Source organism: Microvirga sp. HBU67558, from assembly GCF_018069605.1.
In the GTDB taxonomy this organism is placed as follows: domain Bacteria; phylum Pseudomonadota; class Alphaproteobacteria; order Rhizobiales; family Beijerinckiaceae; genus Microvirga; species Microvirga terrae.
Genome location: NZ_JAGPUP010000559.1, coordinates 1 through 20,305 on the forward strand (window position 1 = coordinate 1; position 20,305 = coordinate 20,305).

Annotated in this window: 15 protein-coding genes; 6 read left to right on the forward strand and 9 right to left on the reverse strand. The window is 67.1% G+C overall.

Features of this window, described 5'->3' with window-relative positions; genetic code table 11:
* Positions 1-271 precede the first annotated feature (271 nt).
* Both KBI52_RS28125 and metW read left to right on the forward strand, forming a co-directional pair.
* Entirely contained in the window at positions 272-1,444 is a 1,173-nt protein-coding gene (locus KBI52_RS28125) for a homoserine O-acetyltransferase (RefSeq protein ID WP_371823223.1), read from the forward strand.
* A complete protein-coding gene (metW, locus tag KBI52_RS28130; protein ID WP_173948157.1) occupies positions 1,441-2,082 on the forward strand; it encodes a methionine biosynthesis protein MetW in 642 nt (213 codons plus the stop codon). The genes KBI52_RS28125 and metW overlap by 4 nt, the downstream gene beginning before the upstream one ends.
* Before the next feature lie 123 nt (positions 2,083-2,205).
* On the opposite strand, the gene xerD is transcribed toward metW, so the two are convergent.
* Together xerD and KBI52_RS28140 are read right to left on the reverse strand one after the other, a co-directional pair.
* Positions 2,206-3,138 carry a site-specific tyrosine recombinase XerD gene (gene xerD / locus KBI52_RS28135; protein WP_173948156.1) on the reverse strand — a complete coding sequence of 311 codons (933 nt, stop codon included), beginning with the start codon at positions 3,136-3,138 and terminating at the stop codon, positions 2,206-2,208.
* Entirely contained in the window at positions 3,135-3,284 is a 150-nt protein-coding gene (locus KBI52_RS28140; RefSeq protein ID WP_036354334.1) for a hypothetical protein, read from the reverse strand. Before KBI52_RS28140 ends, xerD begins: the two co-directional genes overlap by 4 nt.
* Before the next feature lie 138 nt (positions 3,285-3,422).
* On the opposite strand from KBI52_RS28140, the gene KBI52_RS28145 reads away from it, so the two are divergent.
* The 3 genes from KBI52_RS28145 to KBI52_RS28155 are packed head-to-tail and all read left to right on the forward strand — an operon-like array spanning position 3,423 to position 6,495.
* Complete coding sequence (locus KBI52_RS28145) at positions 3,423-4,055, forward strand: shikimate kinase (RefSeq protein ID WP_173948155.1); 633 nt, start codon at positions 3,423-3,425, stop codon at positions 4,053-4,055.
* Positions 4,052-5,200 carry a 3-dehydroquinate synthase gene (gene aroB / locus KBI52_RS28150; RefSeq protein WP_210812431.1) on the forward strand — a complete coding sequence of 383 codons (1,149 nt, stop codon included), beginning with the start codon at positions 4,052-4,054 and terminating at the stop codon, positions 5,198-5,200. Before KBI52_RS28145 ends, aroB begins: the two co-directional genes overlap by 4 nt.
* The gene (locus KBI52_RS28155) at positions 5,197-6,495 is read left to right on the forward strand and encodes an HlyC/CorC family transporter (protein WP_173948153.1); all 1,299 of its coding nucleotides are present in this window, start codon (positions 5,197-5,199) and stop codon (positions 6,493-6,495) included. Before aroB ends, KBI52_RS28155 begins: the two co-directional genes overlap by 4 nt.
* An 81-nt stretch (positions 6,496-6,576) precedes the next feature.
* On the opposite strand, the gene KBI52_RS28160 is transcribed toward KBI52_RS28155, so the two are convergent.
* From KBI52_RS28160 to KBI52_RS28185, 6 genes are all read right to left on the reverse strand, one after another.
* Entirely contained in the window at positions 6,577-7,446 is an 870-nt protein-coding gene (locus KBI52_RS28160; RefSeq protein WP_210812432.1) for an alpha/beta fold hydrolase, read from the reverse strand.
* On the reverse strand, positions 7,443-9,239 hold the full coding sequence (locus KBI52_RS28165; protein WP_173948151.1) for a glucan ABC transporter ATP-binding protein/ permease: 1,797 nt from the start codon (positions 9,237-9,239) through the stop codon (positions 7,443-7,445). The genes KBI52_RS28160 and KBI52_RS28165 overlap by 4 nt, the downstream gene beginning before the upstream one ends.
* A gap of 117 nt (positions 9,240-9,356) precedes the next feature.
* Positions 9,357-11,324: an ABC transporter ATP-binding protein/permease gene (locus KBI52_RS28170; protein WP_173948150.1), complete on the reverse strand. Its 1,968-nt coding sequence runs from the start codon at positions 11,322-11,324 to the stop codon at positions 9,357-9,359.
* A gap of 98 nt (positions 11,325-11,422) precedes the next feature.
* A complete protein-coding gene (locus KBI52_RS28175) occupies positions 11,423-11,920 on the reverse strand; it encodes a CAP domain-containing protein (RefSeq protein WP_173948149.1) in 498 nt (165 codons plus the stop codon).
* The gene (locus KBI52_RS28180) at positions 11,917-14,451 is read right to left on the reverse strand and encodes a DUF3772 domain-containing protein (RefSeq protein ID WP_247654703.1); all 2,535 of its coding nucleotides are present in this window, start codon (positions 14,449-14,451) and stop codon (positions 11,917-11,919) included. Before KBI52_RS28180 ends, KBI52_RS28175 begins: the two co-directional genes overlap by 4 nt.
* A gap of 225 nt (positions 14,452-14,676) precedes the next feature.
* Positions 14,677-14,967: a hypothetical protein gene (locus tag KBI52_RS28185; protein WP_173948148.1), complete on the reverse strand. Its 291-nt coding sequence runs from the start codon at positions 14,965-14,967 to the stop codon at positions 14,677-14,679.
* A gap of 324 nt (positions 14,968-15,291) precedes the next feature.
* On the opposite strand from KBI52_RS28185, the gene KBI52_RS28190 reads away from it, so the two are divergent.
* Positions 15,292-18,042, forward strand: coding sequence for a glycoside hydrolase family 2 protein (locus tag KBI52_RS28190; RefSeq protein WP_173948147.1), 2,751 nt, complete (start codon positions 15,292-15,294; stop codon positions 18,040-18,042).
* An 89-nt stretch (positions 18,043-18,131) separates the two neighbouring features.
* Here KBI52_RS28190 and KBI52_RS28195 read toward each other — a convergent pair whose 3' ends face one another.
* Positions 18,132-20,303, reverse strand: a complete 2,172-nt coding sequence (locus KBI52_RS28195) for a family 1 glycosylhydrolase (protein WP_173948146.1) — start codon at positions 20,301-20,303, stop codon at positions 18,132-18,134.
* Positions 20,304-20,305: the final 2 nt, after the last annotated feature.

Below are 20,305 nucleotides of genomic sequence, written 5' to 3' on the forward strand. Positions count from 1 at the left end.
CACACCTGTCCACCACTCCCACGTCATCACCGGCCTTGGGCCGGTGATCCCGATCAGAAAGGCACGGCGGGGATGGCCGGGACAAGCCCGGCCATGACGTCGAGGATGTCAGGACAGGCGGAGGGTGCCAGCACGGGCGGAGGGTGGTCGGGACGGGCAGCGGCCTCAGAGCCCAGGGCATCGTCTGCGCGGGCGGACGAGGCGTCAAGTTCGTTGACGCGGCAGCCGCTCCGCAGTACCGATTGTTCGAAAGAACGAACCCTTCCGTTTTATGATGTCATTTGCTCCCCTGTCCTCCGAACCGCGAAGCCAGGTCGACGACCCGTCGAGCCTGGTCATGCGGTTTGGCGCACACGAGCCCCTGATGATGGATGCAGGGATAGCGCTCGCGCCGTGGCAGATCGCCTATCAGACCTACGGCACCCTCAACGCGGACAAATCGAACGCCGTGCTGATCTGCCATGCGCTGACCGGCGATCAGCACGTGGCGAACGACAATCCGGTGACGGGCAAGCCCGGCTGGTGGCTCACCATGGTCGGGCCCGGCAAGCCCGTGGACACGAACCGCTTCTTCGTGATCTGCGCCAACGTGATCGGCGGCTGCATGGGCACCACGGGCCCCGCCTCGACCGACCCGGCGGCGGGCCGGCCCTACGCGCTCGACTTTCCGGTCGTGACCATCCGGGACATGGTGCGCGCCCAGGCGGCGCTGATCGACAAGCTCGGCATCGAGAGCCTGTTCTGCGTCGTCGGCGGCTCCATGGGCGGCATGCAGGTGCTGCAATGGGCCGCGAGCTATTCCACCCGGGTCTTCGCCGCCCTTCCCATCGCGACGGCGGCCCGCCATTCCGCCCAGAACATCGCCTTCCACGAGGTCGGCCGCCAGGCCGTGATGGCTGATCCGGAATGGCGCGGCGGGCGCTACCTGACCGAAGGCACGCGGCCCTCGAAGGGCCTCGCCGTGGCCCGGATGGGCGCGCACATCACCTATCTGTCCGAGATGGCCCTGCACCGGAAGTTCGGCCGCAACTTCCAGGACCGCGCCGCCCCGACCTTCTCCTTCGACGCGGATTTCCAGATCGAGAGCTACCTGCGCTACCAGGGCATCTCCTTCGTCGAGCGCTTCGACGCCAATTCCTATCTCTACGTCACCCGGGCGATGGATTACTTCGACATCGCGGCGGAGCATGGCGGCTCCCTGGCCAAGGCCTTCAAGGGCTCGGCCACGCGCTTCTGCCTGATCTCCTTCACGTCCGACTGGCTGTTCCCCACCTCCGACTCGCGGGCCATCGTCCACGCCCTGAACGCCGCGGCGGCCTCCGTCGGCTTCGTCGAGGTGGAGAGCGACAAGGGCCACGATGCCTTCCTGCTCGAGGAGCCCGAGATGTTCGCCGCGGTCCGCGGCTTCATCGACGCGGCCGCCCGGGTGCGGGGGATCGCATGACCGTCTCGAGCCTTCCGGCGACCGACCTCGAGACTGGCCACCGGCTCGACTTCCTTCTGGTGGCCGACATGGTCGAGCCGGGCTCGCGCGTGCTCGACATCGGCTGCGGCGACGGCTCGCTCCTGGGGATCCTGCGCGACCGCCGGGGGGTCGACGGGCGCGGCATCGAGATCTCCCGCGAGGGCGTGAATGCGTGCCTGGCCAAGGGCCTGCCGGTGATCCAGGGCGATGCCGACACCGACCTCGCCGATTACCCGGACGATGCCTTCGACTACGTGATCCTCTCGCAGACCATCCAGGCCACGCGGCAGCCCCGGGTGGTGCTGGAGCATCTCCTGCGCATCGGCCGCCGGGCCATCGTGTCCTTCCCGAATTTCGGCCATTGGCGCGTGCGCTTCGATCTGGGATTCCGCGGCCGGATGCCCATGACCGAGAACCTGCCCTATTCCTGGTACGACACCCCCAACATCCATTTCTGCACCATCCGGGACTTCGTGGAACTGTGCCGGGAGGTCGGTGCCCAGATGGAGAAGGCCGTGGCCCTCAACGCGGGCGGCCAGCCGATCCGGGTGACCCTGCCCTGGTGGGCGTGGAACCTGCTCGGCGACCAGGGCGTGTTCCTGCTGAAGAGGCGGTGAAGCTCCAACGACGACACCCCACGTCATGGCCGGCCTCGTGCCGGCCATCCCGAAGAGAAGACCGGGGCGCTTCAGTCAATCGACATCATCGGCACAAGTCCGGTGATGACGAGGGGGAGAATGCTATCCCTCCCCGTCCGCCAGCGGGTGCAGATCGCGCACCATGCTCTTCAGGCGCTCGTCGAGCACGTGGGTGTAGATCTGCGTGGTCGAGATGTCGGAATGGCCCAGAAGCTCCTGCACAACGCGCAAATCGGCCCCGTTCTGAAGCAGGTGGCTGGCGAAGGCGTGGCGGAGCACGTGCGGGCTGACCCTGTCGGCCCTGAGGCCCGCCGCCCCGGCCAGGGCCTTCAGGTCACGGGCGAAGGCCTGGCGGGTGAGATGGCCGCTCTCGCTGTCGGCCGGGAACAGCCAGGGGCCAGCGGCCTTCGTCCGCTCCTCCAGCAGAGCGAGATAGGCGCGCGCCGCATCCCGGGCTGCCTCGGTCAGCGGAACGAGCCGTTCCTTGGCGCCCTTGCCGCGCACCACGAGGAACCGGTCCCGGGTCCTGGCGGCGCTGCGCGGCAGCGCGACGAGTTCGGAGACGCGCAGACCCGTGGCGTAGAGCAGTTCCAGCAGGCAGGCCATGCGGGCCGCGCGAAGGCACTCGGCCGGCGTGGCCTCCGGGTGCTGGATGCCCTCATAGGCGACCTGCAGCAGGCGATCGACCTCGGTGACCGAGAGAACCTTCGGGAGCACCCGGCCGCGCTTGGGTGCCGAAACGGCGGCGGTCGGGTCGGCCGGGGCATAGCCTTCCACGTAGAGGAACTTGTGGAACTGGCGCACCGCCGAGAGCCTGCGGGCGGCCGACGAGGCCTTCAGGCCGCGCTCCTCCAGGCTGGCCATGAAGCCCCGGACGGTGGAGGCGCTCGCGGTATCGGGCTGGCCGCCGGTCTCCTTCAGATAGGCGAGGTAGTCGTCGAGATCGCGCCGGTAGGCCTCGAGCGTGTTCTTGGAGGCGCCCCGCTCGGCGGCCAGCATATCGAGGAAGAGGCTCGCGTGGCGCGCGCCGCTCATGAGGACGAGGGCGTGCGGCTGGTGGGCACCGGGACGGTGATTTCGCGCGGATCGGGGTCGACGAAGGTCGCGAGCGCAAACATGGCCGCGAAGCCAAGGCCTGCGAGAATGGCGACAACGAGGAGGAACCGGAACAGGGTGGGCAAGTGAGCCTCTTGATACGTTGAACCGCTAGAACCATGCCAAGGCCGCGAAGGCAAGTCCCTCACTTCGGTTAAGTTTGCCAGGGAAAGGGGAATAACGCCCTTGTGACAGGCCGCCGCGCCCGTGCTAGGACTGGAGCCATGAACAATATCAGCCGCTTCAATTCGCTCGATGAAGTCGGCGGGCAAGACCAGTCAAGCCGGCGCGGCCATCCGATCAGCCGCCAGCTCGGCACGCGATCGCTCGTGCTCGTCGGGCTCATGGGCGCCGGAAAGAGCACGGTGGGCCGCAGGCTCGCACAGACGCTCAAGCTGCCGTTCCGCGACGCCGATCACGAGATCGAGGCCGCGGCCGGCATGACGATTCCCGAGATCTTCGCCATCCACGGCGAAGCCCATTTCCGCGACGGCGAGCGCCGCGTCATCGCCCGCCTCCTGCAGGAGGGGCCGATCGTGCTCGCCACGGGCGGAGGCGCCTTCATGAACGAGGAGACCCGCCACCGCATCGCCGAGCACGGGATCTCGCTCTGGCTCAAGGCCGATCTCGACATCCTCATGCGCCGGGTCCGCAAGCGGGCGACCCGCCCGCTCCTGCAGAACCCGGACCCGGAGGGCACCATGCGCCGCCTGATGGAGCTGCGCTACCCGGTCTATGCCACGGCGAACGTGACCATCGACTCCCACGAGGCCCCGCACGACCGGGTCGTCGCCGACGTCATCAAGGCGCTGAGCGAGTGGTTCGCCCGTGAAAAGCAGGGAAACATCGAACCATGACGCGTCCCGCCTCCCGGAGGGACGATCCGTCCTTCATCACGGTGCCGGTCCCGCTCGGCGACCGGGCCTATAACATCCTGGTCGGGCGCGGGGTGGTCGAGACGGCCGGATCGCGCATCGCGTCCCTCGGCGCCCGCGCGGCCGCCATCGTGACGGACGAGCATGTGGGACCGCTCTATGCCGCGCCTCTGGCCGGAGCCCTGGAAGCCCAGGGATTGCGTGCGTCCGTGATCACCCTTCCGCCCGGCGAGGCCACCAAGTCATATGCCAACCTGGAACAGGTCTGCGACGCGGTGCTGGCCGCCAGGATCGAGCGCGGCGATCTCGTGGTGGCGCTCGGCGGCGGCGTGATCGGGGATCTCGCGGGCTTCGCGGCCGCGGTGGTGCGCCGGGGCGTGCGCTTCGTCCAGGTGCCGACCACCCTGCTCTCCCAGGTCGATTCCTCGGTCGGCGGCAAGACCGGCATCAATTCCCGCCACGGCAAGAACCTCGTCGGCGCCTTCCACCAGCCGAGCCTGGTCCTGGCCGACACGGCGCTGCTCGACACGCTGCCCCTGCGCGAGATGCGCGCGGGCTACGCGGAGGTGGCCAAGTACGGCCTCATCGACGACGAGCGCTTCTTCGCCTGGTGCGAGGCGAACTGGCAGAGCATCTTCGCCGGCGGGCCCGAGCGGGACGAGGCCGTGGCGCAGAGCTGCCGCGCCAAGGCCGCCGTGGTGGTGCGCGACGAGCACGAGAACGGCGACCGCGCGCTGCTCAATCTCGGCCACACCTTCGGCCATGCGCTCGAGCGGATCACCCGGTACGATTCGGCCCGCCTCGTCCATGGGGAGGGCGTCGCCATCGGCCTGTGTCTGGCGTTCCGCTTCTCGGCCGCGCTCGGCCTGTGCCCCGAGAAGGATGCCGAGCGCGTCGAAGCGCATCTGTCGGCCGCTGGACTTCCCACCCGCCTCTCCCATGTTCCCGGGGGCTGCGGCACAGTCGACGCGCTTCTCGACGCCATGGCCCAGGACAAGAAGGTGAAGGGCGGCGCCCTGACCTTCATCCTGGCCCGGGGCATCGGGCAGAGCTTCATCGCTCCCGGCATCGGGGCCGACAAGGTCCGCAGCTTTCTGGACAGCGAACTCGAACCGTCACGGTCATGATCGAAGACTCCTCCGGCGATCTCTGGTTTGCGGCCCTGGTCGTCGTCTTCTGCCTTCTGCTCTCGGCCTTCTTCTCGGCCGGTGAGACGGCGTTTACCGGCGCATCGCGCTCGCGCATGCTGGTCCTGGAGAAGGGCGGCGACCGGCGCGCCAAGCTGGTGAACCGCCTGCTCGAGATGCGAGAGCGCTTCATCGGCACGGTGCTGATCGGCAACAACATCGTCAATATCGGCGTTTCGGCCTTCGCCACCAGCGTGCTCGTGGCGATCTTCGGCCAGGAGGGCGCGATCTACGCCACGGTCATCATGTCGGTCCTGGTGATCGTCTTCGCCGAGGTGCTGCCGAAGACCGTCGCGATCTCCTCACCCGAGACCGTGTCGCTCGCCCTCTCGCGGCCCATGACCTGGGCGGTGGCGTTTCTGGGGCCGCTCGCGATCGCCATCGAGGGGATCGTGCGGCTCATGCTGCGCCCCTTCGGCATCCGGATCGGGGCGAACACGCCGATCCTCTCGGCCAGCGAGGAGATCCGCGGACAGGTCGCCCTGCTGCACAAGGAGGGCGGCGTCGCCAAGGTGGAGCGCGACATGCTGGGCGGCCTCCTCGACCTCGAGGACCTGACGGTCTCGGAGGTGATGGTCCACCGCACCAAGATGCGCACCATCAACGCGGATCTCTCGTCCGAGGAGATCGTGCGCGAGGTGCTGTCCTCGCCCTATACCCGCATGCCGCTCTGGCGCGAGAGCCAGGAGAACATCGTCGGCGTGCTCCATGCCAAGGACCTGCTGCGGGCCCTCGATGCGGTGGGCGGCGATGCGGGCAGGCTCAAGGTCGAGGCGATCGCGCTGGAAACCTGGTTCGTGCCCGACACCACGTCGCTGCGCGACCAACTGAAGGCTTTCCTCGCCAAGAAGACCCACTTCGCCCTCGTGGTCGACGAATACGGCGAGGTGATGGGCCTCGTGACCCTTGAAGACATCCTCGAGGAGATCGTCGGCGACATCAAGGACGAGCACGATCTCTCGGTCCAGGGCGTGCGCCCCCAGCCGAACGGCTCGGTCAATGTCGACGGATCCGTGCCGATCCGCGACCTCAACCGAGCCATGGACTGGAACCTGCCGGACCAGGAGGCCACCACCATCGCGGGCCTCGTCATCCACGAGGCGCAGACCATTCCCGACACGGGCCAGATCTTCACCTTCCACGGCTGCCGCTTCCAGGTGCTGCGCAAGTCGCGCAACCGGATCATGGCGCTCAGGATCACGCCGCTCACGACGGTCCGCGCCAGGGCGGAGTAGAATTGACCCGGTGAAACCTTCCCGTCATGACCGGGCTCGTGCCGGTGACGACGGGAGCGGATCGGAGAAGCGTTCGATCGACTAACCCGTCAGAAATTCCACCAGCGCCGCGTTGACGGCTTCCGGTTCCTCGTGCTGGACCCAGTGGGTGGCGGTCTCGATCCAGCGAATGTCGCCCGACCGGCACAGGGCGAGGCTCGCCTCCGCCAATCCTCTTTCGAGAAACCGATCGCGTGCGCCCCAGATGACGAGCGTCGGTGAACGGACCGTGGGATCCTTCATGTCCGGCCGGAACGGGAGCGCCCGGTACCAGTTCAGCATGGTGGTGAGCGCCCCGGGCCGGGACCAGGCTTTCACGTAATGCGCCATGTCCTCCTCCGAGAACGTGCCGGGACGGCTCGTGCGCAGGAGGGCATCCTTAAGGCTGCGATGGCCATTGGCCGAAAGCATGGCCTCGGGCAAACGCGGGATCTGGAAGAACCCCACATAGAGGCTTCTCAGCATCTGGCTCGGATGCGAGCGGATGTAGGATCCGGCGACGCTCGGATGGGGCGCGTTGAGAACCGCGAGCTTCGCGATGCGGTCCGGATACCGCGAGGCCGTCCACCAGGCGACGAGCCCGCCCCAGTCGTGGCCGACCACGGAAAACGTCCTGCGCCCGAGCGCATCGGCCAGCCCGACCACATCCTTCGCCAGGACGTCGAGATCGTAAGCGCGCCGTCCGTCGGGCTTGTCGCTGAGATTGTACCCGCGCTGATCCGGCGCGAGCACGCGGAACCCGGCCTCCGCGAGCGAGGCGATCTGATAGCGCCACCCCCACCAGAACTCGGGAAAGCCGTGGAGCAGGATCACGAGCGGCCCGTCCTCGGGCCCTGCCTCCACGGCATGGAGCGTCACGCCCTCGACCCGATGGCGGATGCCCGTCGTCTCGGGATCGAAGCTCCGGGTCATGCGTGCGCCGATACCTTCACGCGCTTCGGCGGCGGCTCCTCGGAGGCCATGAACTGCGCCCGGGCGAGTTCGGCGAACCGGCCGCCCTTCGCCACGAGGTCGTCGAAGGTGCCGGTCTCGATGACGCGGCCCTGATCGAACACGAGGATGCGGTTGGCGTTGCGGATGGTGGCGAGGCGATGGGCGATCACGAAGGTGGTGCGTCCCTTCATCACCTCGTCGAGGGCGAGCTGCAGCTTGCGTTCGGTGGCGGCATCGAGCGCGCTCGTCGCCTCGTCGAGGATGAGGATCGGTGGGTTCTTCAGGAGCGCGCGGGCGATCGACAGGCGCTGGCGCTCGCCGCCGGACAGCGAGCGTCCGCGCTCGCCGATGACGGTGTCGAGCCCCTCCGCCTGGCGTGAGATGAACTCGATGGCCTGCGCGCGCTCCAGGGCCTCGATCATCTCCTGGTCGGTCGCGTCGGGCCGCCCGACCTGCAGGTTCTCGCGGATTGTGCGGGCGAACAGCATCGGCTCCTGGAACACCACGCCGATGTTGCGGCGCAGGGACGAGAGCGTGACGTCGCGGATGTCGAGCTCGTCGATGCGGATCGAGCCTGATTGCGGATCGAAGGCCCGGTGCAGCAGCCCGAGCGTCGTCGACTTGCCCGATCCGGTGGCGCCGACCAGTGCCACGTTCTCGCCGGCGCTCACCGTGAACGACACGTCCTGCACGGCGGAGCGCTTGCCGTCGTAGGAGAAGCTGACATTGTCGAAGACCACGTCGCCCCGATAGCGCTCCACGTGCCTGGCGTTGACGCGATCGTGCACGACCGGGGCGGTGTCCAGGATCTCGAAGAATTCCTGCAGCTTGGGCGCCTGCATGAAGAGCTGGTTGATGAAGCTCACCGCCTGCTCGAGCCGGCCGATCAGCATGGTGGCCATGCTCATGAACATGACGACCTCGCCGATAGTCGCCAAGCCGTTCAGATGCAGCCAGGTGCCCAGAAGAAAGATCGCCGTGACGGTGATCGTCGCGGAGGCCCGGGATGCCACGGAGGCGAGCGCCCACCAGGACAGCACCGGATTCTGCGCCTGGAGCAGTTGCTGGATGATGGTCCGCAGGGAACGGCTCTCGGCCTCGACGCGGGTGAAGGACTGGATCACCGGCACGTTGCCGAGCGCGTCCGAGGCATGCTCGGCGAGGCTCGAATGATAGCGCTCCACGGAGCCCTGCAGGGTCTCCGTCTTGCGGAGCACGATGGCGGTGAGAAACGTGAAAACCGCCACGAGCCCGACGAGAAGCAGGCCCAGGCGCCAGTTCAGGAATACGGTGAGCGGCAGGAGGACCACGAGGGCGATGAGAGCCGACAGATGCTCGCGGAAGAAGCCGAGCCAGAGCCACGACATGGCGCCCGAGCCTTCCAGCATGACCTTCAGCACGCGGCCCGAATGGGTCGAGGTGTGGAAGGCGAGCGGCAGTTCGAGCACGTGCTCGAAGTAATTCGCCACGACGGCGAGCCGCCGCCGATGCGCCAGCCGGTCCGCATGCAGCGCCACCAGGGCGCCGGCCCCGATGGAGAACAACCCGAACGCCACCCAGGCGAGGATGAGGGGCATCAAGGCCCCGAAGGTCACCGGGGTTCCGTTCGCCGCCTGAGCCCGGGTGAGCACGTCGATGATGCGCCCGAACAGGATGGGCTCCGCGAAAGCCGAGATCGCAAGGGCGATGTTGGCCAAGGCCAGCAGGGCGCCGATCCTGATATCGGACCCGAGCTCGCCCAGAACACGGATATAAAGCCTGATCAGCCGCATGGAGATTTACCCGCGAACATGACGAAGGGCACTCCGCCTCCCATCAAGATTTGATCCCGTCCAGATTTGCGCACTTCACACCGCTTGGAAAGTCGAGACCTTCCCGTCTGTTCCACATCATGCCCTGCTCCTCGCCGGCTTCAGGCTCCGGCGGAAGCGCCCGATCCATTTCGGCCCGCTCTTCGAGTGAGAGCCTTCATTCTGCCGTGACCGCGGCCGGGCCAGGAGAATGGCGCCTTCCTTGGTCTTGCGGATATGGAGGGTGCGGGTGTGGAACTCCTCGAGACCGGGCCGGTGTCCGATCGACAGGACGCTCGCGCCGTTCAGTTCGTTCTCGAACAGGGCCAGCATCGACGCCTGGTTCTCCTCGTCGAGGGCCGAGGTCGCCTCGTCCATGAACACCCACCGGGGTTTGTGCAGCAGCACCCGGGCGAAGGCCACCCGCTGCTGCTGGCCCAGCGACAGGCTCCGGTCCCAGCGCTCGTGCCTGTCCAGCATCGTGACGAACTCGCCCAGGCCGCAGCGCTCGAGGGCCTTGCGCACCTCCTCATCCTCGAACGTCTCCGGCGAGGCCGGATAGCTGATGGCGGCCCTGAGCGATCCCAGAGGCAGATAGGGCCGCTGCGGCAGGAACATCATCTCCTCCGGCTTGGGGATGCGGATGCGGCCCGAGCCCCATGGCCAGAGGCCCGAGATGGCGCGGAACAGCGTGCTCTTGCCGGCGCCCGATTCACCCATGATCAGCACTCGCTCGCCGGGCTGGATCTCGGCCGTCGCATCCTCGATCAGGATGCTGCCGTCGTTGAGCGCGATCGAGACGGCCTCGAAGCTCAGCCAGCCCTTGGGATGGGGACCGATTTCGATCTTGCGGCTCTCGGCCGTGACCTCGTCGAGATCCACGGCGGCCTGCCTGAACGTCGCGACGCGCAGGACGGCGGAGCGCCAATCGGCGATCTTCGGGAAGTTGTCGACGAAATAGCGCAGGGCCGACTGCACCTGATTGAAGGCGCCGACCACCATCATCATCTCGCCGAAGGACAGGCGACCCGCGAAATAGTCCGGCGCGGCCGCGAGAATCGGCACCACGATGGCGAGCCAGCCGTAGCCCGAGGTGATCCAGGTCAGGCGCGCGAGGCCGCCGGAGAGGCGCCGCGACGCCTTGAGGACCGCCTCGACGAACTCGTCGAGGTTGCGGCGCTCGTCCGGCTCGCCATTGTAGAGGGCGACGCTCTCGGCGCTCTCGTTCACGCGCACGAGCGCGAAGCGCAGCTCGGCCTCGCGGGCGTAGCGCAAGGTGTTGAGGCGGATCATCGGACGTCCGACGAGCCAGGTCAGCCCAGACCCGATCCCGGCATAGCCGACCGCGACCCAGACCATGTAGCCGGGAATCGTGATCTCGCGGCCGCTGAGCGTGAAGCTCACCGGACCCGACAGCGCCCAGAGAACGCCGATGAAGCTGACCAGCAGCAGGAAGGCCTGCAGCATGCCGACCCCGAGCTCGGTCGAGAGTTCGGAGAAGAGGCGGCAATCCTCCTGCATCCGCTGGTCCGGCTGGGCGCTGTTCTCGCCCATGAAACCCATCTGGTAGGCGCGGTTCGGCAGGAGCCAGATGTCGAGCAGCACCTGCGTCAGCCGCTGGCGAAGCCGGATCTTGAGTCGCTCCTGCAGCCAGGTCTGCGCCACCACGAGGGCCAGAAGGACCGCCACGATGACGAGGAAGACCAGGAGCTGATGGAAGAAGGTAGCCGAATCGCGTTTCTCGACGGCGTCGAAGAAGGCGCCGTTCCACTCGTTGAGCCGCACCTGGCCGAACATGTTGCCGACCAGGATGACGAGAATGGCCGCGCCCAGCCGCAGCATGGGCCAGCCCTTGCCGCTCCGGAGCATGTCGCGAAACAAAAGAAACAGCTCTCGGATGATGCTCGGGGCGATTTCGTGCGCATGGGGCGGCTCGGGAGGATGCGCCGCCGCGGTGGCGGCCTCCTTCGCCAGGGTGACGCCTTGGCCGGGACCGACCTCCTGATCGCTCCCCACCGCTGGCGGCGGAGGCAGCTGCTTGCCCAGTTTAGGGTCGAAATCCGGCATCGTGATACGCGCACTTGGTGAGCTTGAGAGTTCCTCAAGCTAAAGCGCGCTCACATAGGTTAAGTTCCGACCAGGGCCTTCCGGGTCGCCGCCGGCGGTCAGCGGCGGTCGGCCGCGACCGCCAGGGCCCAGTAGACCTTGTACTTGGAATTCGGCGTGTAGGCCGTGGCGATTCCGATCCGGGTCGCCCTGGAATCGAGGAGAACCCGGTTGTGCTGCGGGCTCTCGCGCCAGCCCGAGAAGGCCTCGGCCAGGGTGTGGTAGCCGGCGGACAGGTTGGCGGCCGGAGCCGTGAAGCCCGAGGAGGCAAGACGGGCCTTGAAGGCCTCCGCGGAGCTCGGCTTGTCGGCCCGTGCCATGGCGTCGGCCTCGGCCTGGGCGGCCGCCTGCAGGTCGGGATCGAGCGTGAGCGGCCGCAGGCCGTTGTTGCCGCGATAGGCCCCGATCATGTCGCGGGCCATGGCGGCATCCACGACCGCATCGGCCCGGGCCATGGAGACGTAGAAGCTCGGGGTCTGGCTGCGTTGGACGGGCTTCTCGCTCTGGCAGGCGGCAAGAGCGAGGGCGGGAAGGATCAGGAGGATGAGACGCTTCATGCAGGCGTCTTATCCTTGAGAAGGGTTAAGGTTTCGTCCTCTTTCTCATCCGCCTTTGGGGCTTTGTCCTGCGGCTCTTCGGCTGGTTCGGGCGCGGGCGCCGGCGCGGGAACCCCGACGCCGGCCTTCCGCAGGCCGCGGAAGATCTCGAAATAGATGTCGCTCGAGACCCGGCCGGCCGCATCGATGTCGTCCACGAAGCAGATGAGATCGAAGTCGATGGTGTTTTCCGTGACCTTCTTGAACAGGACCCGGGGCGCGGGCTCGCTCATTACCTCCCGGTGGGCGAGAGCCGCCTTGCGCATGATCTCCGCCACCTGATCGGGATCCGAGGCCCGGGGGACGGGGATCGACACCAGCACGCGCCCGACGCGGTCGTTGCGCACCCGGTTGCGCACGATGCCGGAGATCAGGTTCGAATTCGGCACGATGATCGTCGAGCGGTCGAAGGCCTGGATCTCCGTGGACCGCACATTGATCCGGCGCACGTAGCCCTCCCCGTCGCCGACGACCACGAGGTCGCCGACCCGGATGGGGCGTTCCCACAGGAGGATGAGGCCGGAGATGAAGTTGTTGACGATGGATTGCAGGCCGAAACCGATACCGACCGACAGGGCGCCGGCCACGATGGTCACCCGCTCCAGGCTGAGGCCCAGATAGGTGAAGGCGATCATGCCCGCGATGATGATGCCCACATAGCCCGCCGCCGTGCTGATCGAGTTGCGCAGACCCGCATCGAGCTCGGTCGCCGGCAGGAAGGTGTTGTTGAGCCAGCGCTGGATCACCCGCGTGACGGCGAAGCCCGCCGCGAACAGCACGGCCGCGATGAGGATCGACGACAGGGAGATCGTGACCTCGCCGACGTTGAAGCCGAAGAACAGGGCCCGGAGCGATCCCGTCACGTCCGCCGACTCGATGCCCCAGGGCAGCAGCACGAGCAGGATCGCGATGACGATCAGGGCCAGTCGCATGATGCCGCTGGCCAGGATGCCGATCTGCTCCAGGGAGCGGCGGCGCAGGCCCGTATTGGCCTGGAGTGCCGTGGCGAGCCGGGTCTGGCCGCGCAGGGAGCCGCCGATGAACTCGTCGGCGAACGCGATGCCGAGGACCAGTAGGGCGATCACGATGGAAATGCCCACCGCCTGATCGACCACGAAGGACGCCAGGGCCACATAGCCGCCCACCACGCTGCCGACGATGAGCGCGACCACGAACCAGCCGAAGCTGCGCAGGGGTCCGCCGATATCGACCTCCTGCGCGACGTACGGCCCCAGGCACGCCTCGTCCTGGGACTCGCGCGCCGCGAAGCGCCGCAGGAGCTCGGCGAAGACCAGCCCGGCGGCCAGGGCGAAGACCGCTCGGGTCATGACCGTGACGGGCAAGGCGGCCGCGATCGCCGTGTTGAACGACTCGATCACCTTGCCGGCCACCATGACGGTCGCCAGGGTCACGGCAAAGCTCATGATGCGTGCCGCCGAGGCGTCTCGGACCGGGATCAGCCGCCAGGAGGTATGATCCGGCGCCAGGATCGCATCGATCAGGGCGCGCACGAAGGCGATGAAGGCGAGGCCGCTCAGAAAGGCCCTGCCGACCTGCTCGAGCCGCGGCGGCACGATATCGACCGAGTCGAACGCCACCCAGACGATCCAGCTGCCGGCGATTGCCGGGCCCGCCCCCAGGATCAGCACGCCGAGCGCGGCCAGAAGGCGGCTGCGACGGGCCGGGTCGGTGACGGCGGGATCCCGCCTGACGAGGCGCGGCGCGAGGGAGCGGCGCCCGGCATAGAGGGCGATCGCCACGCCGATGGCCAATCCGAGAAGCAGCAGCACGCCGATCGAGGTGCTGCGCTCAAGCTGCTCCAGAGCATCGCCCAGGACGATCCCGAGCGCCCGAAGCTCGCGCGGAACGGCCTGCACCACGTTCATCCAGAGGCTGGGGCTGAGGAGGCCGTCGCTCTGCTCGAACAGCGCCCGGGTGAACCCCGCCCGGCGCAGGTCGCCGATCTGGGTGTTGAGCTGCTCGGCCTGGACGAGCAGTGCGCGCCCGAGCCGCTGGGTCTCGTCCAGTTCCGCTACGGCAGCCTCGCGCTCGGCGCGGTCGCGGGCCACGTCGGCGCTCTCCTCGGGCTGGCCCTTGTCCGGCTTCGGTCCGAGTTGGCTCAGTCGCTGCTTGCTGGCCTCGAGCTTCGGGGCCTGTTCGTCGACGACGGTGCGGATTTCGGCGATGATCGGCTCGATCTGCACGCGGATGTTCTGCAGGTCCGCATCCGGCATGGTCCGGCCCTGGATGGCCGCTTCCTTCTGATCGAGGTCGGCCTTGAAGCCGTCGAGCTTGGCGCGGGCGGCCTTGGTCTCGGCCGAGATGGGAGCAGGCGCCGGCACGGCGGCCTGAGGCTGGGTTGCGGCGGGGCTCTGAGCCGGCGGGGTGGTCGGAGAGGTCTGAGCCTGCTGCGCATGGGATGCGCCGCCTGCTGCAATGCCCGCCACGATCACGGCAGCCCGGAAGAGCCGCTTCATCCCCATGCTGATCATTCAGTCGTCCTATCGCATTCCCTGGAGCACCGGATCGCTCCGGTGCCCGTCTTTTCAAAGAGCGTCCCGTTCGCGCCGAGAACCGGCCCGCTTGTGCAGGTCGCCGCATCGGCGGGGCGGTTCTTTGCGAATCATTACGGCGAAAAGTCGCCGTCCGGTCGGCCAAGCGCAACAAAAAAGCCGGGAGAGGCGGCTGCCTCTCCCGGCTTCCTGAAGGGAAGATTCTTACTGCTTCGGAGCTTCGTTGGCCGAAGGCTGTGCGCCGGGGGCCGGATAGGCCGGGTTGGCGGGCGAGATCCGGTTGGTCGGGTTGGCATTCGAGGAGCCGGTCGTGGAGCCCGTCACATTGGCCCGGGCCGCATCGGTGCCCGGATCGTCCGGAGACGTCGAGCCCGCCCAGATCATGTATCCGGACACGGCCACCGCCAGGAGCAGGAGCGAGCCGATCAGAACACCCAGGACCGGGCGGCCGGACGCCCCCTGTCGGGCACGATCATCAGGAATCTGTTGAGCCATCTGGAGCCTCTTCGAGAAATGCGGGTTGTCGGGCGAGCAGCAAGGCTCGGCATTATCAGGGCAACGCGAGATGGAAGAGCCGGTTCCTGCCGACCCGTCCGTTCGACCCGGCCTCGGGATCGATCCGTCCCGGGATCCAATGGAGCGTTTCTCCGTTGTTCGAGACGGGCCACCAACAATGGTCAGAGACGAGGGGCCGATGGTTCGAGCAGGCTTCGACGACACGCTATGTCGCAGGCTGGGCGCCTTCCCGCATCGCCGGCATTCGGCCATGTTCTCGCCGCTTTCGAAACCATTGGGTAATCTCTGATTCAAGGAGATGTCATGCAGGACAATCGCATCAGTCTGGACGGGACTTGGGAATTTTTGCATGTGGCCGACGACCGTCTGTCGGGCCCGGCCGAGGTTCGCCAGATCACGGTGCCAAGTCCCTGGCAGGCCCAGTTTGCGGACCTGCGGATGCGCGCCGGCATCGGGATCTATCGCCGGACCATCGAGATCGACGAATCTTGGCTGCACGACAGCGTCTGGATCCGCTTCGGCGCCGTGTTCCACAACACCAAGGTCTTCATCAACGGAGAGGCCGTGGGCCACAACGAGGGCGGGTTCCTGCCGTTCTCGTTCGACGTGACCTCCCACCTCAAGCCGGGGGCGAACGAGATCAAGGTCCGCGTCGACAGCCCGACCGACAACCCGGCCGAGTTCCCGGATTCGCCCTTCGCCGAAATTCCGTTCGGCAAGCAGAGCTGGTACGGCCCCCTGTCGGGCATCTGGCAGCCCGTCTACCTCGAGCGCCGCATCTCCGACCACATGAACCGGGTGCGCCTCGTGCCCAACCTGACCACCGGACGGGTGACTTCCGGGGTGTTCTTCGCGCGCCCGCTCACGGACGCGACCCAGATCCGCATCGCGGTCACGGACCCGTCGGGCGATGTGGTGCTCGACGAGATGCACGAGACGCAGGTGGGCGTCACCTCCATGCCGTTCGAGTTCACGCTCGACGACGTCCGCGCCTGGTCGCCTGACCATCCCAATCTCTACCGCGTCCGCCTCGAACTCATCCGCAACGGCGAGGTGAAGGACGAGATCGCTGACCATTTCGGCTTCCGCTCGATCGAGACGCGCAACGGCAAGTTCTATCTCAACGGCGAGCCGCTCTACCTGCGCTCCGCGCTCGACCAGGACTACTATCCGGACACGATCTGCACCGTGCCGTCGGTGGAGTTCCTGGAAGATCAATTCCGCAAGGCCAAGGAACTCGGCCTCAATTGTCTGCGCTGCCACATCAAGGCGGCCGATCCGCGCTACTACGAGGTGGCGGACCGGATGGGGATGCTGATCTGGACCGAGCTACCGAACGGCGGCATGGCCACGGACCGCTCGCGGGGACGCAAGGAAAAGCTGCTGAAGGGCATCGTCGACCGCGACGCCAACCATCCGTCCATCGTCATCTGGACGATCATCAACGAGAACTGGGGCGTCGATCTGGTCAACGATGCGGATCACCGCGACTGGCTCAAGCGCACCTTCGCCTGGCTGAAGGCCTACGATCCGACGCGCCTCGTGGTCGACAACTCGCCGCTCGCGCCGAGCTTCCACGTGGAATCCGACATCGCGGATTACCATTTCTATGCCGCCTATCCCGACCATCGGGCGCAATGGGACCAGTTCGTGGACGAGCTGTCGAGCCGGGCCTCGTGGCTCTACTCGCCCCATGGCGATGCGGTGATCACCGGCCGCGAGCCGCTGATGTGCTCCGAGTTCGGCAACTGGGGCCTGCCCTATCCGAAGGACCTGCGCGACGCCAAGGGCGAGGAGCCCTGGTGGTTCGAGACCGGACACGACTGGGGCGAGGGCGTGATGTATGCCCACGGCGTCGAGAACCGTTTCTCGGACTGGAGCCTGGACCGGGTCTTCGGGGATCTGCGCCGCTTCGTCATCGCGGCGCAATGGCAGCAGTTCCGCGCGCTCAAATACGAGATCGAGGCCATGCGCCGGAAGCCGAACCTCGCCGGCTACGTGATCACCGAACTGCACGACTGCCATTGGGAATCGAACGGTCTGCTCGACATGCGCCGCAACCCGCGCGTGTTCCATGAGCTCTTCCATATCGTCAACTCGGACACGGTGATCGTGCCGAAATGGGAGCGGGCCTCCTACTGGTCCGGCGAGACGGCGGTCCTCGGCCTGGCGATCGCCCACGGGGCCGGACCGGTGCTGGAGGACTGCACGCTGGAGATCTCCCTCTGCGGCGAAAGCCAGACCCTCTCCCTGCCCCGCCTCGAGGCGCCGGCTGTGCTCGATCTCGGCCGCATCGAGATTCCCGTGCCGGGGATGGACGAGCCCTCCCTGCGGCGCATCAGCCTCGATCTGCGCACCGCGGATGGCCGCTTGGTCGCGCATAACCATCATGACATCGCGATCCATCCCAAGCGCACGAGGCCGGTTCATGCGCGCGAGCTGGTCTGGTCGCCGGACGAGGACATCCGGGAACGGTTCCGGGCGCTGGGCTACAGTATTGCCCGCGCTTTCGAGGAATCGACCCTGATCGTCTCCCGCACGCACAACAAGGCCATTGCGGATCACGTGCGGGCGGGCGCCAAGCTCCTGCTTCTGCCGGAAGAGGATATGGCCCTTTACCCGTTCTTCCCGCACTGGCAGGCCGTGAGGGTGCAGGCGCGTGCCGGCACCCTCTGGTCCGGAGACTGGGCCTCGTCCTTCGGGTGGCTGCGGCGCTCGGGTCATTTCGCCCGCTTCCCGTCCGGTCCTCTCCTCGACGAAACCATGGACCGGGTGCTGCCGGATTACGTGATCGCGAACTGCAACCTGCTCGACTTCCAGGCGCGCGTTTTCTCCGGTCTCGTGGTCGGCTGGATCCACAAGCCTGTGGCGCTCGGCGTCGAGCGCTCCTATGGCCGCGGGCGGCTGGTGGCCTCGACCCTGCGTCTGTTCCGCGACGAACCGCTGGCGGATCCGACCGCCACGATGCTGACGGACGCGCTCGTGGAGCTGGCCGTGGAGTCCAGAGCGGCGCGCCTCGAGGAAGCCGTTCGAGCCGCGGAGGCGGCCGCGTAAGCCTCGCCCGCACAATCAAAAGACGGCCAGGGAAACCTGGCCGTCTTTTCTTTTGCCTTGCGCCGGAAGGGTGCGCGTGCAGGAGCTCCCTATTCGGCCGCCACCTTCATGGCTTCGTCCGACCATTCCACTTCGCTGTCCGCGAAGAACCGGTCGAGGGCGCTCTCCAGCCGCGGCATGAGAAGACCGCGCTCGGTGGAGAGAGCCGTGTTGAGAGCCGGATCATCGCCGGCCCCGATCACGCGCTCAGGATCGAAGCCCGCACGCTCGGCCGCCATGGCGGCGAGATCGCGCCAGGAGGTCTCTCCGGTATTGGCCATATGCCAAATGCCGGTGCCCCCATCGATCAGGAGGTCGAGGGACGTGTTGACCAGATCGGGCACGTAGGTCGGCGACACCACGTCCAGGCTGGCTTCCACGTCCTCGCCCTTGCTGAGGGTGTTCAGGATCGACCAGATGAAGTTGTAACGATCCCAGGGACCGAAGAATGCGCTCGTGCGCAGGACGAGAGCCTTGTCATAGGCCTCCAGGATTCTGCGCTCGGCCTCGGCCTTGCTCTCGCCATAGACCGTCGTCGGGTTGACCGCGTCGCTTTCGACGTAAGGCCGTTCGAGCGTTCCGTCGAAGACGAGATCGGACGAGAAGGTGACGAGGGGAATGTCCAGGTCCGCGCAAACTCTGGCCAGCGTCTCTGCGCCTGACGTGTTCTCCCGGAAGCATGCCTGTCGGTCGTTCTCGGCTTCCATCACGCGCACATACCCGGCGGCGTTGATCACCGCCCAGGGCCGATGGCACTCGAGCGCCTTCGCGACGCTCCTAGGATCGGCGATGTCCATGTCCCGACGGGAGAGCAGCACGTGATTGAGGCCCCGGAAATCGCACAGGCGCGAATAGGCGCGGCCGAGGGTTCCCGTGGCGCCCGTGATCAGGAGCTGGCGCGGCTCGTCGGCGAGCCAGCAGGACCTCGATTGTCTCGCCGGCGGCCTGTAGAAGCGGATGTCGCGCTTCCACCAGCCGGCGCGGTCGAGCACCGGATGGTCGAAGGTGCCCGTCTTGGCGAGCGCCTCCGCCGCATGGGCGAGCGCCGTGCGCCGCGGCTCGGGAGCCCGCACGTCGAAGGGCCCAGGCTCGTAGAAGCCGTTGCGGCGCGTCAGCAGGCTGTTCCAGTCGACGGCCCCGTAGAGGGACCAGACGGTGACGGCCCGGATGTCGGCTCCCTCGTCGCGCAGCGTGTTGGCGCCGTTCCAGACCTCCATGAGCCAGCGCAGCTGGTCGTCGCGGGTGCTGCCGTGGTGCGCCTCCGTGACCGCTATGGGCCGCTTGTAGCGCTCCCAGACCTCCCGAAGCCGCGCGGCAGGCCCAAGGTCAGTGGACGGCAGAGGCATGCGGACCGCTTCCGCATCCGCGTATCGGTGCCGGCCGTTGCCGCCCCAATGATGCTCCGGATAACGGTTCATGCGCTCGTCGAGATAGCGCTCGCTGGTGAGGTAATGGTTGATGCCGATAATGTCGGGCGCCGCATCGGCCTCGAGCAGGAGCTCGAGATCGGCCTGCGGGACGCCGTTGTCCAGCAGGATGCTCCACCAGGGATGATCCCGATCGACCATGCCGCAGAGGAGATCGAATCCCAGGAAGCGCCGCTGATTCTCATGCTCGGCCTGATAGGCGAGCGTGGACGTCGCGAAGGTCTTGCCCATGTCGTCGGTCTGAACCAGCTGCGCATCCGGCCGGACCTTGCGGATGGCGCGCATGGACAGGACGGTCGCCTTGCACTCGTTCACCAGGATCTTGAGGAAAGCCTCATAGGTCGTTCCGTGCGGATACCAATGACCGTAGAGCCCCGAGAACCGGGCGGTCGTGAGCGGCTCGTTGACGGGGGTGTAGAGATCGAGGTGGGGATAGCGCTCCGCCACATGCGCCGCATGACGGGCCAGGAGATCGGGCCAGGCGGGATCGAGCATGTGGGTGTAGCGAGGGCCGCTCCCGTGATGGCACAGGCCCGCGATGGCGCGGATGCCGAGGGTCTGGAGATGCTCCAGGCGCGCATCGTGCCAGGAGAAGTCCGTGCGGTCCGGGCTCTCGGGAGAGATCCTCTCCCAGAGCACCGGATGACGCAGCGTGCGGATCCCGAGCTCGGCGATGCGGTCGAGATCCTCGATTCGCTCATGATGACCGGTCTCCAGGCTTTGGTCGCGGTAGTCGTCGCCAACTCTTGCGACGGTACATTCCAGTCCGCCCCAAAGCTCTAGTGGTCGTTTCATCA

Excerpts from the sequence above, each read along its gene's own strand:
- KBI52_RS28190 (WP_173948147.1), top strand. The coding sequence starts at position 15,292 with ATGCAGGACAATCGCATCAGTCTGGACGGGACTTGGGAATTTTTGCAT.
- KBI52_RS28170 (WP_173948150.1), bottom strand. The coding sequence starts at position 11,324 with ATGCCGGATTTCGACCCTAAACTGGGCAAGCAGCTGCCTCCGCCGCCA.
- metW (WP_173948157.1), top strand. The coding sequence starts at position 1,441 with ATGACCGTCTCGAGCCTTCCGGCGACCGACCTCGAGACTGGCCACCGG.
- KBI52_RS28185 (WP_173948148.1), bottom strand. The coding sequence starts at position 14,967 with ATGGCTCAACAGATTCCTGATGATCGTGCCCGACAGGGGGCGTCCGGC.
- KBI52_RS28145 (WP_173948155.1), top strand. The coding sequence starts at position 3,423 with ATGAACAATATCAGCCGCTTCAATTCGCTCGATGAAGTCGGCGGGCAA.
- xerD (WP_173948156.1), bottom strand. The coding sequence starts at position 3,138 with ATGAGCGGCGCGCGCCACGCGAGCCTCTTCCTCGATATGCTGGCCGCC.
- KBI52_RS28195 (WP_173948146.1), bottom strand. The coding sequence starts at position 20,303 with ATGAAACGACCACTAGAGCTTTGGGGCGGACTGGAATGTACCGTCGCA.
- aroB (WP_210812431.1), top strand. The coding sequence starts at position 4,052 with ATGACGCGTCCCGCCTCCCGGAGGGACGATCCGTCCTTCATCACGGTG.
- KBI52_RS28160 (WP_210812432.1), bottom strand. The coding sequence starts at position 7,446 with ATGACCCGGAGCTTCGATCCCGAGACGACGGGCATCCGCCATCGGGTC.
- KBI52_RS28180 (WP_247654703.1), bottom strand. The coding sequence starts at position 14,451 with ATGATCAGCATGGGGATGAAGCGGCTCTTCCGGGCTGCCGTGATCGTG.
- KBI52_RS28165 (WP_173948151.1), bottom strand. The coding sequence starts at position 9,239 with ATGCGGCTGATCAGGCTTTATATCCGTGTTCTGGGCGAGCTCGGGTCC.
- KBI52_RS28155 (WP_173948153.1), top strand. The coding sequence starts at position 5,197 with ATGATCGAAGACTCCTCCGGCGATCTCTGGTTTGCGGCCCTGGTCGTC.
- KBI52_RS28175 (WP_173948149.1), bottom strand. The coding sequence starts at position 11,920 with ATGAAGCGTCTCATCCTCCTGATCCTTCCCGCCCTCGCTCTTGCCGCC.
- KBI52_RS28125 (WP_371823223.1), top strand. The coding sequence starts at position 272 with ATGATGTCATTTGCTCCCCTGTCCTCCGAACCGCGAAGCCAGGTCGAC.